A 13,549-nucleotide genomic window follows, 5' to 3' on the forward strand; every position below is an offset into this window, starting at 1 on the left:
TGACACTCCCCATGTCTGGTTTTCTTGACATGGGGAGTGTCGGTGGCAGTCGAGGAGAAACGTGCCTGGAGCATGCTGGTGGTCGCGGTCGGGTCCTACGCGGTGTACCTGTGGGTCGTTCTGGGGCGCCCCGCAGGAGTGCCGCTGACCCGCGCGCCGTACGCCGGAGCCCTGCTGTGGACGGTCGGCCTCTCGATCGTCGCGTCCATCGCCGCCCACATCGCGATCGCCGCCTTCTCGCCCGAGGAGGCGAGCGTCAAGGACCAGCGCGACCGCGAGATCCACCGCTTCGGCGAGTACGTCGGGCAGTCCTTCGTCGTGATCGGCGGCGTGGCCGGCCTGCTCCTGGCGATGGCCGAGGCCGCTCCGTTCTGGATCGCCAACTCCATCTACCTGGCCTTCGTCCTGTCATCGGTGCTCAGCTCGGTGGTCAAGGTCATTTCCTACCGGTTCGGATTCCACCCGTGGTGAAGGCGACGCGGGTCACCAACACCATCCGGGCCCAGCGCTTCGCCCACGGCGAGATGACCCAGGCCGAGCTCGCCCGCCGCATCGGCGTGAGCCGCCAGACGGTCATCGCCATCGAGCAGGGCCGCTACTCGCCCTCGCTCGAGATGGCCTTCCAGATCGCCCGGGTGTTCGGGGTCCCGCTCGACAGCGTCTTCCAGTACTCGGCCCCCGCCGGCGGCTCGGCCGCCACCACCACGACCGGCAGTACGGGCAACGAGGGAGACAGCCGATGAGAGCCATCGTCCAGGACGTGTACGGACCGCCCGACGTCCTGCGCCTCGAAGAGACCGAACAACCCGTCCCCGGGCCGGGCGAGGTGCTCCTGCGCGTGCAGGCGGCCGGCCTCGACCAGGGGGTCTGGCACCTCATGACGGGCACGCCCTACGCGCTCCGCGCAGCGGGCTTCGGTCTGAGGGCACCCAAACAGCGGGTCCGCGGCCTGGACGTCGCCGGCCGCGTCGAGGCCGTCGGACCGGGCGTCGGCCGCTTCCGTCCGGGCGACGAGGTCTACGGCACCTGCACCGGCTCCTTCGCGGAGTACGCCTGCGCCAAGGAGGACGAGTTGGCGCCGCGGCCGGCCCGGCTCACGCCCGAAGAGGCGGCGGTCGTCACGATCTCGGCGACCACGGCCCTCCAGGCCCTGCGTACCGGCCGGCTGGAGCCCGGCCAGCGGGTCCTGGTGATCGGCGCCGCGGGCGGGGTCGGGACCTACGCCGTGCAACTGGCCAAGGCGCTCGGGGCCGCACACGTCACCGGAGTGTGCAGCGCCCCCAAGGCGGACCTGGTCCGCTCCCTCGGCGCCGATCGGACCGTGGACTACACCCGCGAGGACCCCACTGACGGAGTCCACCGCTACGACCTCGTCCTCGACATCGCCGGCAATCGTCCCCTCCACCGGCTGCGCCGGGCCCTGACCCCTCGCGGGACGCTGGTCATCGTCGGCGGCGAGACCGACGGCCGCTGGATCGGCGGCCACGACCGGCAGCTGCGAGCCCTGCTCCTGTCGCCGTTCACCCGCCACCGCCTGCGCGGCCTCGCCGCCACGCCCCGCCCCGAAGACCTGCGCGTCCTGGGGGAGTTCGTGGAGTCCGGCGCGCTCACCCCGGTGGTGGACCGTACGTACCCGCTGGCCGAAGTCCCGGACGCGATACGCCGCCTGCGGGAGGGCCGCGTACGCGGCAAGATCGCGATCCGGGTCTAGGCCGTGTCGTCAGCGATGGCGGTGGTGCCCGGGCCCCTGCCGCTGGAACAGGGCGCGTTCCACAGCCGGAGCACGCTTGATTTCTTCTCCAGTACGTTGACTTCATGCACGACAGCAGTCCCATGGGAGAGTTCCTCAGAGCACGACGCGAAGCCCTCAAGCCGCAGGACATGGGCCTGCCCGCGCACGGCCGCAGGCGGGTACCAGGGCTGCGCCGCGAGGAGGTCGCCCTGCTCGCGGGCGTGAGCCCCGACTACTACATGCGCCTGGAACAGGGCCGGGAGACCAGACCGTCGCCGCAGGTCGTCGACGCGATCGCCGCTGCCCTGCACCTCGACGACCAGGCGCTCGACCACCTGCGCCGGCTCACCCGTGCGCCCCGTGAACGCCGTGGGACTCCCGCCGGTCGTTCCCGGGTCAGCCCCCAGCTCCTGCAGTTGCTCGACAGCTGGTCCGACACCCCCGCCTTCGTCCTGGGACCGGCCCTGGACGTCCTCGCGCACAACACCCTCGCCGCGGCCCTGCACAGAGGATTCCAGCAGTTCGACAACCTGGCCCGCATGGTCTTCCTCGACCCGGCCGGACGCAGCTTCCACCGGGACTGGGAGAAGGCTGCGAACTCCTGCGTCGCCGAAATCCGCGCCGCGTACGGATACGAGCCCGAGTCTCCGCGGATCACCGAAGTCGTCGACACGCTGTGCGCGAAGAGCCCGGAATTCGCCGCACGGTGGGCGCGGCACGAGGTGCGGGGCAAGACCCGGCAGCCCAAGCACCTCGCACACGCCGAAGTCGGCGCTCTGGAGATCCGGTTCTCGGCCTTCACCGTCAACGATGCCCCGCACCAGCAGCTGGTCGTCTACCAGGCCGAGCCCGCCAGTGCCACCGCGGCTGCCTTCGCAGGACTCCGTTCCACGGGGCGCGCGCCGCGGTCAGCAGGGTTGGCGTAGTCCTGCGACGAGGAGCGCGACCAGTCGGCGGGCGTCGTAGCGGGGGTCGTTTTCGGCGCCGATGCAGAGGTTGCCGATGCCGCGCATGAGGGGGTACGCGGTGAGGTCGGAGTGGATCTCGCCCGCGGCGGCGGCAGCGTCGAGGAGCTGCGTGCACACCGGCACGAGGCGGTCCAGGAAGTAGGCGTGCAGCGTCTCGAAGCCGGGATTGTCGGCGTGCATCGCGGACGCGAGGCCGTGTTTGGTGACGAGGAAGTCGACGAAGAGGCCGGCCCACCGTTCGAGGGCGGCGTACGGTGTCGGGCCGGCCGCCAGCAGGGCCGGGCCGGCCTCGGCGCAGGCGTCGACCTGGTGGCGGTAGACGGCGATGACCAGGTCCGCCCGGGTGGGGAAGTGCCGGTAGATCGTCCCCATCCCGACCCCGGCCGCAGCCGCGATGTCACGTACCGGCGCTTCCACCCCCGAGGCGACGAACACCGCGGCGGCCGCCTCCAGCAGGGTCTGCTGATTGCGCCGGGCATCCTTGCGCTTCGACCCGGCCGCGCTTCCCGCACCCTGTCCGCCGTCGTTCAACGCGACGCCCCTTCAGTGAGTCCTGCAAAGCGGAACGATGCTCCGCATCGTTGCCGCGGAGCAAGGTTCCGTTTCGCTCATGATGGCAGACCGGGGGACCGCCGGCCAAGCGGCGGCAACGGCCGTGGGCGCGGCACGCGACGGTCCGCCCGCATCCTGGGTGCGCGACACCAGGGAACACGGCGGCCTGGTTGCCGCACGCAGCGCAACCGAGGCTGATGGCCGAGCCGTTCCGGTCGCCGCCCGGCAGCCGCAGCTCGCCACCTTCCTCTTCGGCGCACGGAAAGAAGCCCTGTCATGAATGTCCAACCCACCGCCGTTGATGCCGTCCTCGCGCAGATCCGGCGCCTGCCCGCCGACCGGCGACGCATCCTCTTCGCCGGCGCGACGATCGTCACCATGGACCCCGGCCTCGGCGTCATCGACCGCGGCGATCTCCTGGTCGAGGGCGACACGATCACTGCGGTCGGCGGCGACCTCGGCGCGGTTGACGCCGTTGTCGTCGACGCCGCCGGCGCGATCCTCACCCCCGGCTTCGTCGACACCCACCGGCACGCCTGGCAGGCCCAGCTGCGCCGGATCATGCCGGACGTCGACGACCTGGGCGGCTACGTCATGACCACCCTGGCCGGCTACGCTACCCTCTACCGGCCCGAGGACATGTACATCGGCACCAGGCTCGCCGCCCTGACGGCGATCGACAGCGGTATCACGACGATGCTCGACTTCTCCCACAACTCCCGCACCCGCGAGCACTCCGACGCCGCGATCCAGGCCCTCCTCGACACCGGAATCCGCGGAGTGCACGCCTCCATGGGCCCGCACTTCGGCGACTGGGACCGGCAGTGGCCCGGCGATCTCACCCGCATCAAGGACCGGTACTTCAGCAGCGACGACCAGCTGCTGACCCTGCGGCTGGCGGCCTTGGCCACCGACGAGATCGCCGGACCCGCGCTCGCCTACGGGCCTGAACTCGCCCATGTCGCCGCAGAATTGGGCATCGGAGTGAGTGTGGACGCCGTCTTCGGCGCGGCGTCCTCCAAGGCGGTGCTGCGCTGGGCCGAGGGCGGCATCCTCGGCCCCGACGTCACCCTCATCCACTCCACCGGACTCACCTCCGCGGCATGGAAGGCCATGGGGGAGACCGGCACCACCGTGTCGCTCGCCCCCACCTCCGACGCCCAGATCGGCCTGGAGACCGCGATTCCCGCCGTCGACGAGGCCCTGTCCGCCGGCATCCGCCCCGGCCTCGGCATCGACGTCGAAGTCGCCCTGGCCAGCGACATGTTCACCCAGATGCGGACCCTGCACGCCCTCCAGCGGATGCGCGCGGTCAACGCCGCCTACGGCACCGACCGGCAGCCCTCCCGGATCACCACCCGCGACGTCCTGGACTTCGCCACCCTCCAGGGCGCCCGGACCAACGGACTCGCGGGCGTCACCGGCTCTCTCGCACCGGGCAAGAAGGCCGATCTGCTGGTCGTGCAGGCCGAGGACCTCAACAACATGCCGCTCAACGATCCCATCGGCACCATCGTCCTGGGCTCCGACCCGCGCAACATCAGCGCGGTTCTGATCAACGGCGAACCCCGCAAGTGGAACGGACGGGTCCTCGACGTCGACCTCCCCGCACTGCGCAGTGCCGTACGCGCCTCGCGCACGTACGTGCTCGACACCCCTGCCGCCTGACCACCCCTCGCCCCTGCCGCGTACAGCGCACGGACCGGCGCTGCCTGCACACGCGCAGCGCGGGCCCCGAGGCTGCGAAACCGGGTATGTGCACCCGGATCCAGCCCCGGCCCGGGATCCCGCGGTCAGGCGCGCCCGCGACAGGCGTGGGGCGAGGTGTACGAGTCCCTGTCCCGGGCAGACCTGCGCCGCCCGCTCGACGCCGAGGGCCTCGAACGGCTCGCTCTCGCCGCGACGATGACAGGCGAGGCCATGGTCGCGGTCACCGCGGGCGAGGTGTCCCCGATCGTGTCGGGGCTGTCGTACTGCGCGGTCATCACCGCCTGCCACGAGGTGTTCGACCTCGGCCGGGCCCGGTAGCCGGAGAGCACGACCAGGCGGAACGGGCCTACCCGGGTCGCGGGCACCCTCGTACCTGCGAGGTGTCGTGATCGCCCCCCGCCCCCGACCATGGTGCGCGACAACGCCTGGCGGGGCGCCGTCCAGGAGGCCGCGAGGGGGAGACATGATGCGGTACGTGCGCATGCTGCGGGCGCTGGTGCTGATGTCCGTGGCGGGATGCGTCCTGGCGGGCATGCCCGCCTCGGCCGCTCCCGCCTCGGCCGCGCCCCCGAGGACGGCGGCCGGGGCGGAGCCGCTGTTCCAGCTGCCGTTCCCGTGCGGCACGACCTGGGAGCTGCACACCTGGGGCCACGACCCCGCGCTGGACATGGTGGTGGAGGGCAACACGGGATCCGACGGCCTGCCCGTCCTGGCGTCCGCCGCCGGCACGGTGTCCGCCACGTACCGGAACGACGGCTCGGGCAACACGATCCAGATCAGCCACGGCAACGGCTGGTTCACGGCGTACTACCACCTGAAGGACGACCCGGACACCTACGTCAAGAAGGGCGAGTCCGTCCAGCCGTCCACGCGGATCGGCCGGATCGGCACCTCGGGCGCCTCCGGCTGGGCCCACCTGCACTACGAGCAACGCTTCCTGGCCTCCGGCGACTTCACCGACGAGAGCCACCGGGTTCCGGCCTACTTCGACGGTGTCGCGTACACGGGCGCAGGGAAGGACTGGCCGAGCGTCACCAGCCGCAATTGCACCGGTGCACCTGCGGCTTGGCAGGACTGCCCGTCAGGCCAGGTCTGCTTCTACTCGGGAGCCGATGGCACGGGCACCGTCTGCCGCTCCGCCGTCGACGAGCCCGAAAGCCGCTGCGGCCTGCGCAGGTCCTTCTTCAACAACGGTACGCCGCAGCCGGGTTACGACCACGTGCAGGTGTACTTCAACGAGGGCGGCACCGCCTGCCTGCACTACGGCTGGGACGAGGGGCGCGGAAATCTGCCCGCCGGCGGCCGGACCATCGAGCGCTTCGCGTGGCGCGGCGAGTGCTGAGTACAGGCCAACCTTTACAGAAACGATTGATTCCGCTGGCTACCATGCCCCCGGCACCTTGGGGGATGGGAGCAGCGTGTACAGCATCGTCGTGGTTCCGGGGCCCACCATGTCCCCGGCCGCACAGATCCGCCTGGCACCGGGGCAGACCCTCCGGTTCGGCCGCGACAGCGCGGGCGACGGCCGCCTGCACGTCCCGCACGCGGGCGTCTCGCGCTCCGCGGGGGAGATCACCGCCACCGGTACGTACTGGTCGCTCAGCAACCTGAGCCGTGCGTCGACGTACGTGGTCGAGAACCCGGAAGGCGCCGGCGAGCACATCAAAATCGCGCCCGGCCGGCTGGGCGCACCCGTCCCGTTCGAATTCGCCCGCCTCGTCCTGCCGGCCGGCTCCGAACTGCTCACGCTGGACGTCTGGGCGCCGCGCCACGACTACGCCGACCAGGACGAGCCCGGCGAGCCCGGCGGGGAACCGACGGCGCTCGCCTTCCCGCTCGACCGCTCCAGCCGGTACTTCCTGGTCCTCACCGCCCTCTGTGAGCCGCGGCTGCGCGGTGAACCGCACGCGCCGCTGCCCACCGTCGAGCAGGTCGTCGAACGGCTGAGGCCCTCGTGGCCGGCCGCGAACCGGGCCGCCGTGCAGTGGAGCATCGACTACCTCGCGGTCAAGCTCCGTCTCAAGCCCGGCCCCGACACGGCGGATCCCGGACCGCGGCTGGTCGGCAAGAAGGACACCCTGGTGTCCCTGGCCCTGCGCTTCGACCTGGTCCGCGAGCATGACCTGGCGGCCCTGCCGGCCGCCCCGACCGGTACCGCCCCCTGACCGGGCGGGCCGGGCAGCGGGGCGCCCTCGCGGTCCCGCCGGGCTACCGGATCGGCCCCTGGGTCGTCGGCCACCTGCTCGGGGCCGGCGCCTTCGGCAGCGTGTACGCCGCTCGACGCGCCGTTCCCGAGCCGGGCCTGCCCGGCCGGGCCGCGCTCAAGCTCCTCCCGACCGGCACCCGTACCCCGCGCCAGCTGCGGCACCTGAGCGAGCTCGCCGACCGCGAGACCGAGGTGCTGCGCCGGGTGTGCACGCCCCGGCTGATCCGGATGTACGAGGTGCTCACGATCGACGACCCCGGCCGTCCCGAACTCGACGGCGCCACCGTACTCGTCCTGGAGGAGGCGAAAGGGTCCCTGGACGCCCTGCTGGCCGACGGAGTGCCGTCGGCGGGGCCCGCCCTCCTCGCCCAGGTCTGCGAGGGGCTCGACCAACTGCACCGGGCGGGCTGGGTGCACGGCGACCTCAAGCCCGGGAACGTCCTGCTGATGCCGGACGGCACGGCGCGGCTCGGCGACTTCAACACCGCTGCGGAGCTGGAGGGCACCCACGCGTACTCGCCCGCGTTCGCGACGCCCGACTACACTCCGCCGGACCTGCTCTGGTCGGAGATCGGCGAACGCGGGACGAAGATCCGTCCCACCGCAGACATCTGGGCCTTCGGCGTACTGGCCCACGTCGTCCTGACCGGCTCGCTGCCGCTGCCCGGCGGCACGTCCGCCGCCCGCCGGGACGCGGCGCTCCGCTACGCCAGGGGCGAGGAGGAACTGCGCCTGTCGCCGGAACTGCCGGAGCCCTGGCGCGACATCGTCCGCGACTGCCTGGCCCGCAGCCACGAGGACCGGGCCCGGCACACTGCGGCGTCACTGCTGAGCCGGGTCGAGGCGGCGGCCGCGGGCCGGCCCGCGCCGAGGCGCGCGCCGAAGGTCTCGCGCGCCCTCGGGCCGCGACGGCGGCGCCGCGTGGTGATCACGGCCGGGACTGCGGCGCTCGTGGTCCTGGGGGCCGTATGGGGCTCGGGGCTGCTCCCGCTGGGGGGCGCAGCCGATGCGGGGTACGACCGGTGCCGGCGCGGGGCCGTCTGCTTCTTCGCGCAGGAGGACGGCCGGGGCGAGATGTGCTCCTGGGTCGACGGCGACGCCGACTGGGCCGACGGCCAGAGCCCCTGCCCGTGGGCGGCCCGCAGCGGGCCCCGCTCGGTCTACAACAACGGTTTCGACCTCTCCGAGGGGGCGAGCCAGGTCGACGTCGTCTACTACGCGCAGACCGACCGGCGGGAACTGCTGGGCTGCGTGAAGGTGCGCACCAGGAGCAACCTCACCGGCTCCGGCCGGCCGCGCTCCCACGCCTGGGTCCCGAACTGCTGACCCTCGCAGGCGCGAGGTACTGCCGGGACGGCTCCTCCGCGAGTCTCAAGGCACGTCACACCGCTCTGACAAGGAGTCCACGATGCGCGTCAAGCGTTCCGTTCTCGGCCTGGCCGGCGTCACCACGATGCTGCTCACGGCGGCCTTCACCACCGGGTCGGCCGAGGCCGCCACGCCCTCGGACCAGGGCGCGAGCGCCCGCGTCCTGGTCGCGCCGGCCGCGCCCGCGAACGCCCGGTCGGCGTCCCTCGTCGCCGCCTCGTCCCCGGGCATCTCGCCCGGCGTCACCACCTCTCACGTGGCGCCGAGCGGCAGCTACACCTGCAACAGCGGGTACCTCTGCACCCTCGTCTGGGATCCGACGATGTCGGACTGGAAGATGTTCCACTTGTACACCTGCAACCGGTACTCGGTGTACAACTGGAACGGCAACGGGTGGTATTTCGACAACCAGACCGGCAACCCGACCTCGTACCTGTACAACCAGGGCGGCGGCGTCGTGAAGTCCTTCAAGCCCGGCGGCGGCCAGCAGGGCCAGGACTGGACGCCGATCTACTCCATCCGCAACTGCTGATCGACCGTCACGCATGCCCGCCCCCGGTCGCTTCCGACCGGGGGCGGGGCGGCGTCAACGGCAACTTTCAGGGGCTGTCCTCCGTGAGCGGCCCGTAGTGGTACGTGAGCTCCTGCCAGGTCAGCGCGCCGCCGGGCTGGTCCTCCTGTTCGGGGCGGTTGAACCGCGCCATCCGCCACGCGCCGCGGTTCGGACCGTCGCCGAGGCGCGTCCACGCGTCGAGGTCGGCGTCGAGAACACGTGTGGGCCCGTCGTCTCCGGGATCGGCGTTGTCCACGGGGGACCAGTGGCGCAGGTCGGGGTGCTGTGCCACCCGTTCTTCGTAGGCGGCGGCGCGGGCCATGAAGTCGCGCCCGCCGACCGGGGCACGCTTGACGCGCTCCAGTTCGTAGGCACTGGCGAGGCTGGTGAGCGTGTGGCGCATGTGACCAGCCTAGAAGCTCGCGCCCCGGTCCGGGAGCCGGTTCGGCGACCTGCTGCATTTCGGCCGTCGTGCAACCGGGTCGTCGAGCCGATGGCGCCGGAACCGGTCGAACGCAGACCACGTCACGCACCGGTCACGGAGCGCGCCACACGTTGGCGAACGCAGCCTTCTCGATGGACCGCCTCTGGCGTACGGCTTCCAGCTCCATCACCGCGTCGTTCACGACGGCCAGCACGGTCGTCACCGCTTCGTCGTCGAGGCCCGGCAGCTCCTCGGACGGCCCGCTCGCGATCCCCACGACCGCCGCGAGGGCGGCGAGGACGGGCTCGTCCGCCTCCCAGCGGCCGAGGGCCCGGCGGCGAGCGGGTGAATCGACCACTTCCAGGCGCTCGGCCCCGAAGAGCGACCGGCCGCTGCGCCCCCGAGCCAGTTGACCGTCCGCCTCGAGGGCGGTCTGGTACTCCGCGGCGAGGTCGCGTCCCCTGCGCCACAGCCAGTCCTCGAGCCGCTCGTACGGCACCTGCCGCACCAGCGCCGCCGACGCCTCGCCCAGCTGGCGGTCATCCAGTGCCGGCTGCTGACCCGGCACGATGGCGTCCCCGTCCAAGGCGACTGCCTGCTCGCCGAGGAGATCGATCAGCTCGGCTGCCGCGAGTGCGAGTGACAGGTCCCCCTGCCCCACCGAACGCTCCGGCTGCGGATCCATGGCGATGATGAACAGGTCTTTCGCCGTGGTCATGAACGGCTCCCCTCGGAGTCAGCGTGGAATTCCAGTATCGCCCCCCATTCGCGGAACACGCCGTGCTGCCGCGGGAAGCCCCCGGCCCGGCCATGCCCGGCCTGCGAGGCGCGGGGCCGGGCCGAGCGGTCGGCTGCGGGGCCGCGCTCAGCGGCCGTAGCGGCGGTTGAAGCGCTCCACGCGGCCCTCGGTGTCCACGATCCGTGAGGTCCCCGTGTACAGCGGGTGGCTCGCCGACGAGATCTCGACGTCGACCAGCGGGTAGGTCTTGCCGTCCTCCCACTCGATCGTTCCCGACGCGTGCGCGGTCGACCGGGTCAGGAACGTGGCGCCGGCTGCGCGGTCGCGGAAGACGACGGAGCGGGATTCGGGGTGGATACGGGGCTTCATGCGGTTTCCTTCCTCATGCGCGTGTGCCGAGTGCATGCGTGCGTGCCCGGCGGCGTCCGGTGGGCCTCAGCGTTCCTCTCGGAAGGCGACGTGCCTCCCGGCCAGCGGGTCGTACTTCCGCAGGACGAGCCGGTCGGGGCTGTTCCGGGTGTTCTTCCGCGTCGTGTAGGTGGTGCCGGTCCCGGCCGTCGACTTCAGTCGGACGACGGGACGCGTGACGTTGCGTGCCACGTGGTGCTCCTCTCAGCGACACTGGCGCGATATTTGACTCGCGCATGCCAGCTGCCTCGTGTAACAGAAGCCTCGGTCCACGCATTCCCGCCCTGCCCCGCCGCGCCGCGGATGGTGCACCGCCTCGGCGTCCATCGCCGGGGCGACAGCCGGGCGGCCGGCCTGAAGGGTGAGGAAACGGTGAATCGGCGGCGGTGTGGTGCGGTGGCCGCCAGGATGTGGGCATGGACCGTGGGGATGTGGAACCGGGCGGGGCGCGGCCGGTGGTGGTGCGGGTGCCGGTGGAGCCGGTGGAAGCCGCGGTGGAAGCCGATGCGGTCGACGCCGTGGCGCGGGCGGGCGATGTGGTCGTGCGGGGCCCGCTGTTCGGGGTGGCGGCGCAGGGCGCCGGGGACGGGTCGCGGTGGCGGGTGGTGATCGCCGTGACGGCCGGCTGCCCGCAGCAGGCCCGCGACAGCCTGAACAGCAAGCTGTGGTTCCGGGCGAAGGACGAGGCACACGACAGGGCGGAGCGACGCGCGCTGCTGGCGGCGGTCGCCCGGCTCGAAGGCGAACGGGTCGACGCACTCGAAGTGTCCGGGACCCGGTACCGGATCGTGCGCGCCGAGGAGTACGCCGTCGCGGGCCCGCGCGGCATCGAGGAGCCGCGCCCGACCGATCCGGAGCCCCCGGTCCCCGACTGGACCCGCGGGGCCCAGGGGCCGGAGGTCGACGACGGCCTGGTCCTGGACCCGGACGCCCCGGTCACCCCGACCCAGGCGCTCGAGCAGGTGGCGCTGCGCGGCCTGTGCTACACCGGTGGACGCTTCCCCGCCGACGTGCGCTCCGATGCACGGCAGGCGCTGGACAGCCACCCCGACGTCCTGCTGCTGCCGCCGGCGTTCACGGTCGTCGAGCAGTCCGCCGGCAGCTGGACCCCGCTCAGCGGCCCGCACGCGAGCGCACACGATGCCCGCAAGTCGCTGGACTTCGCCCTGACCTGGATGTGGCCCCGCATGCGCGGACACATCCCCGAAGACACCGACCTCCACGCCGATGCCCGCACCCTGACCGCCGACGGCACATCGGCGCCGCCGAAACTGGCCGCATACGCCAGCGCCGCCGACACGCTCCGCGCCGGACGCGTCAACCGCCTCGAATTCCAGGGCACCGTGTACCAGGTCGCACGTACCCGCCGCCTGCTGCGCTGGGGCCCCGACGGACCCGAAGGTCCCCGCCCGTCCGACACCAACACGCAGGACCCCGGACAACTCCACCCCGCCCTCGACGAAGACGGCCGCATCCTCCCCGAGGAATGAGCCGTACCCGGACCCGGATCCGCCACCGGTCCGATCACCACGGCCACTCCCAGGTGCACCGGACGGCTCACCTCGCGACCGGGGTGGCGCAGGCCTAGGGTTGTAGTGTTGTGGGGTTCTCGGACGGCAGGAGAGCATGCCGTGAAGCCAACCCATGTCCGGCTGCGCCGGGCCTGCGCGGTTGCTGCCGTCGCAGGCGTGCTCATGGTCCCGGCGGTCGCGGGCTCCGCATCCGGGGTGACTGCCTCGGCGCCGTCCATCCCCGTCCCCGCCACCCCCTCACCGGACTCCGACACGCCCTTCCCGCAGCTCACGCCGGCCGTTGCAGCACAGCTGGACGCGGCCATCCGTCAGGTCATGCGCCAGACGAAGGTGCCGGGCGTGACCGTGGGCCTGTGGGCCCCCGGCAAGGGGAGTTACGTGAAGACCTTCGGTGTGGCGGACAAGGCGACCGGCGCGCCCATGACCACCGGGCTCCACGTACGCATCGGCAGTGAGACCAAGACGTTCACCGTCACCGCCCTCCTCCAGCTGGTGGACCAACGCAAGGTCGCCTTGGACGACCCCATCGGCACCTACATCACGGGTGTTCCGAACGGGAACCGCATCACCCTGCGCGAACTGGCAGGCATGCGCAGCGGGCTCTTCAACTACAGCTTGGACGAGAACTTCATCAAGAAGCTCCAAGCCGATCCCGAACAGTCCTTCACACCACAGCAGTTGCTCGACTACGCCTTCGAACACCCCGTGCAGTTCGCGCCGGGCGCGAAGTTCGACTACTCCAACACCAACCTGATCCTGCTCGGGCTGGTGGTGGAGAAGGTCACCGGCCGGCCGCTCCACGAGGTCATCGCACAGGACGTCCTGGCACCGGCCGGGCTCCGCCGTACGGTCTTCCCCACGAGCGCGGCCATGCCGGATCCGTACGCGCACGGCTACACCAACCAGACGGCCTCGGGCGAGATCGAGGACGCGACCGGCTGGAACCCCTCTTGGGCCTGGGCTGCCGGAGCGATGATCTCCGACCTGCAGGACCTGCGCAGCTGGGCCCGCACACTCGCCACCGGCAGGCTGCTCACGCCCGCGACCCAGGCCGAGCGTTTGAAGACCACCCCGATGAACCTCCAGGGTGACGGCTACGGGCTGGGCATCTTCAACGTCCAGGGCTGGATCGGTCACAACGGCTCGATCCCCGGATACGAGGTCCTGCCCGTCTACCTGCCGCAGGCCCAGGCGACCATGGTCATCCTCCTCAACACCGACGACAGCTACCACGGCCAGGAGCCCAGCACGCTCTTCGGCGAGGCAGTCACCGGCATCGTGACCCCCGATCACGTGTACCCCGGCCACAAGCCGTCCGTGCCCGGAAGCGGTTGACGGCCGCCCGGTGGGCGCGGAC

Annotated in this window: 18 protein-coding genes; 13 read left to right on the top strand and 5 right to left on the bottom strand. The window is 71.8% G+C overall.

The window, feature by feature from the left end; genetic code table 11:
• Positions 1–42 precede the first annotated feature (42 nt).
• The 4 genes from ACZ5WG_RS32730 (at position 43) to ACZ5WG_RS32745 (ending at position 2,658) form a co-directional block, all read left to right on the top strand.
• Positions 43–471, top strand: coding sequence for a hypothetical protein (locus tag ACZ5WG_RS32730; protein WP_468727952.1), 429 nt, complete (start codon positions 43–45; stop codon positions 469–471).
• A complete protein-coding gene (locus ACZ5WG_RS32735) occupies positions 465–743 on the top strand; it encodes a helix-turn-helix transcriptional regulator (protein ID WP_468727953.1) in 279 nt (92 codons plus the stop codon). The genes ACZ5WG_RS32730 and ACZ5WG_RS32735 overlap by 7 nt, the downstream gene beginning before the upstream one ends.
• Positions 740–1,711: an NAD(P)-dependent alcohol dehydrogenase gene (locus tag ACZ5WG_RS32740; protein ID WP_468727955.1), complete on the top strand. Its 972-nt coding sequence runs from the start codon at positions 740–742 to the stop codon at positions 1,709–1,711. The genes ACZ5WG_RS32735 and ACZ5WG_RS32740 overlap by 4 nt, the downstream gene beginning before the upstream one ends.
• A gap of 104 nt (positions 1,712–1,815) precedes the next feature.
• Positions 1,816–2,658 carry a helix-turn-helix transcriptional regulator gene (locus tag ACZ5WG_RS32745; RefSeq protein ID WP_468727956.1) on the top strand — a complete coding sequence of 281 codons (843 nt, stop codon included), beginning with the start codon at positions 1,816–1,818 and terminating at the stop codon, positions 2,656–2,658.
• Here the strand turns inward: ACZ5WG_RS32745 and ACZ5WG_RS32750 are convergent.
• Positions 2,641–3,231, bottom strand: coding sequence for a TetR/AcrR family transcriptional regulator (locus ACZ5WG_RS32750; protein ID WP_468727958.1), 591 nt, complete (start codon positions 3,229–3,231; stop codon positions 2,641–2,643). The genes ACZ5WG_RS32745 and ACZ5WG_RS32750 overlap by 18 nt on opposite strands.
• A gap of 37 nt (positions 3,232–3,268) precedes the next feature.
• Between ACZ5WG_RS32750 and ACZ5WG_RS32755 the strand changes: the two genes are divergently transcribed.
• The 7 genes from ACZ5WG_RS32755 to ACZ5WG_RS32785 all read left to right on the top strand — a co-directional run bounded on the left by ACZ5WG_RS32755 (position 3,269) and on the right by ACZ5WG_RS32785 (position 9,068).
• Positions 3,269–3,532 carry a hypothetical protein gene (locus tag ACZ5WG_RS32755; protein WP_468727959.1) on the top strand — a complete coding sequence of 88 codons (264 nt, stop codon included), beginning with the start codon at positions 3,269–3,271 and terminating at the stop codon, positions 3,530–3,532.
• Positions 3,529–4,920 (top strand): amidohydrolase family protein, encoded by a 1,392-nt coding sequence (locus ACZ5WG_RS32760; RefSeq protein ID WP_468727961.1) that lies wholly within the window; start codon positions 3,529–3,531, stop codon positions 4,918–4,920. Before ACZ5WG_RS32755 ends, ACZ5WG_RS32760 begins: the two co-directional genes overlap by 4 nt.
• Before the next feature lie 156 nt (positions 4,921–5,076).
• Positions 5,077–5,280 carry a hypothetical protein gene (locus ACZ5WG_RS32765; RefSeq protein WP_468727962.1) on the top strand — a complete coding sequence of 68 codons (204 nt, stop codon included), beginning with the start codon at positions 5,077–5,079 and terminating at the stop codon, positions 5,278–5,280.
• Positions 5,281–5,425: 145 nt separating this feature from the next.
• A complete protein-coding gene (locus ACZ5WG_RS32770; protein ID WP_468727963.1) occupies positions 5,426–6,304 on the top strand; it encodes a peptidoglycan DD-metalloendopeptidase family protein in 879 nt (292 codons plus the stop codon).
• Between the two features lie 76 nt (positions 6,305–6,380).
• Positions 6,381–7,127: an FHA domain-containing protein gene (locus ACZ5WG_RS32775; RefSeq protein ID WP_468727965.1), complete on the top strand. Its 747-nt coding sequence runs from the start codon at positions 6,381–6,383 to the stop codon at positions 7,125–7,127.
• The gene (locus ACZ5WG_RS32780; protein WP_468728115.1) at positions 7,124–8,494 is read left to right on the top strand and encodes a protein kinase domain-containing protein; all 1,371 of its coding nucleotides are present in this window, start codon (positions 7,124–7,126) and stop codon (positions 8,492–8,494) included. The genes ACZ5WG_RS32775 and ACZ5WG_RS32780 overlap by 4 nt, the downstream gene beginning before the upstream one ends.
• An 82-nt stretch (positions 8,495–8,576) precedes the next feature.
• Positions 8,577–9,068, top strand: a complete 492-nt coding sequence (locus ACZ5WG_RS32785) for a hypothetical protein (RefSeq protein ID WP_468727966.1) — start codon at positions 8,577–8,579, stop codon at positions 9,066–9,068.
• Positions 9,069–9,135: 67 nt separating this feature from the next.
• On the opposite strand, the gene ACZ5WG_RS32790 is transcribed toward ACZ5WG_RS32785, so the two are convergent.
• From ACZ5WG_RS32790 to rpmG, 4 genes are all read right to left on the bottom strand, one after another.
• A complete protein-coding gene (locus tag ACZ5WG_RS32790) occupies positions 9,136–9,492 on the bottom strand; it encodes a PHD finger domain-containing protein (protein WP_468727967.1) in 357 nt (118 codons plus the stop codon).
• Positions 9,493–9,625: 133 nt separating this feature from the next.
• The gene (locus ACZ5WG_RS32795; protein ID WP_468727968.1) at positions 9,626–10,231 is read right to left on the bottom strand and encodes a GPP34 family phosphoprotein; all 606 of its coding nucleotides are present in this window, start codon (positions 10,229–10,231) and stop codon (positions 9,626–9,628) included.
• A 147-nt stretch (positions 10,232–10,378) separates the two neighbouring features.
• Entirely contained in the window at positions 10,379–10,621 is a 243-nt protein-coding gene (locus ACZ5WG_RS32800) for a type B 50S ribosomal protein L31 (protein ID WP_468727970.1), read from the bottom strand.
• A 66-nt stretch (positions 10,622–10,687) separates the two neighbouring features.
• Complete coding sequence (gene rpmG, locus ACZ5WG_RS32805; protein WP_365955876.1) at positions 10,688–10,852, bottom strand: 50S ribosomal protein L33; 165 nt, start codon at positions 10,850–10,852, stop codon at positions 10,688–10,690.
• A gap of 224 nt (positions 10,853–11,076) precedes the next feature.
• On the opposite strand from rpmG, the gene ACZ5WG_RS32810 reads away from it, so the two are divergent.
• Positions 11,077–12,150 carry a DUF5954 family protein gene (locus tag ACZ5WG_RS32810; RefSeq protein ID WP_468727972.1) on the top strand — a complete coding sequence of 358 codons (1,074 nt, stop codon included), beginning with the start codon at positions 11,077–11,079 and terminating at the stop codon, positions 12,148–12,150.
• A 141-nt stretch (positions 12,151–12,291) separates the two neighbouring features.
• Positions 12,292–13,527: a serine hydrolase domain-containing protein gene (locus ACZ5WG_RS32815; RefSeq protein ID WP_468727973.1), complete on the top strand. Its 1,236-nt coding sequence runs from the start codon at positions 12,292–12,294 to the stop codon at positions 13,525–13,527.
• Positions 13,528–13,549 lie beyond the last annotated feature (22 nt).

It is taken from the genome of Streptomyces sp. NPDC032745, assembly GCF_055579465.1.

Excerpts from the sequence above, each read along its gene's own strand:
- ACZ5WG_RS32790 (WP_468727967.1), bottom strand. The coding sequence starts at position 9,492 with ATGCGCCACACGCTCACCAGCCTCGCCAGTGCCTACGAACTGGAGCGC.
- ACZ5WG_RS32740 (WP_468727955.1), top strand. The coding sequence starts at position 740 with ATGAGAGCCATCGTCCAGGACGTGTACGGACCGCCCGACGTCCTGCGC.
- ACZ5WG_RS32810 (WP_468727972.1), top strand. The coding sequence starts at position 11,077 with ATGGACCGTGGGGATGTGGAACCGGGCGGGGCGCGGCCGGTGGTGGTG.
- ACZ5WG_RS32785 (WP_468727966.1), top strand. The coding sequence starts at position 8,577 with ATGCGCGTCAAGCGTTCCGTTCTCGGCCTGGCCGGCGTCACCACGATG.
- ACZ5WG_RS32745 (WP_468727956.1), top strand. The coding sequence starts at position 1,816 with ATGCACGACAGCAGTCCCATGGGAGAGTTCCTCAGAGCACGACGCGAA.
- ACZ5WG_RS32800 (WP_468727970.1), bottom strand. The coding sequence starts at position 10,621 with ATGAAGCCCCGTATCCACCCCGAATCCCGCTCCGTCGTCTTCCGCGAC.
- ACZ5WG_RS32760 (WP_468727961.1), top strand. The coding sequence starts at position 3,529 with ATGAATGTCCAACCCACCGCCGTTGATGCCGTCCTCGCGCAGATCCGG.
- ACZ5WG_RS32770 (WP_468727963.1), top strand. The coding sequence starts at position 5,426 with ATGATGCGGTACGTGCGCATGCTGCGGGCGCTGGTGCTGATGTCCGTG.
- ACZ5WG_RS32795 (WP_468727968.1), bottom strand. The coding sequence starts at position 10,231 with ATGACCACGGCGAAAGACCTGTTCATCATCGCCATGGATCCGCAGCCG.
- ACZ5WG_RS32755 (WP_468727959.1), top strand. The coding sequence starts at position 3,269 with ATGCTCCGCATCGTTGCCGCGGAGCAAGGTTCCGTTTCGCTCATGATG.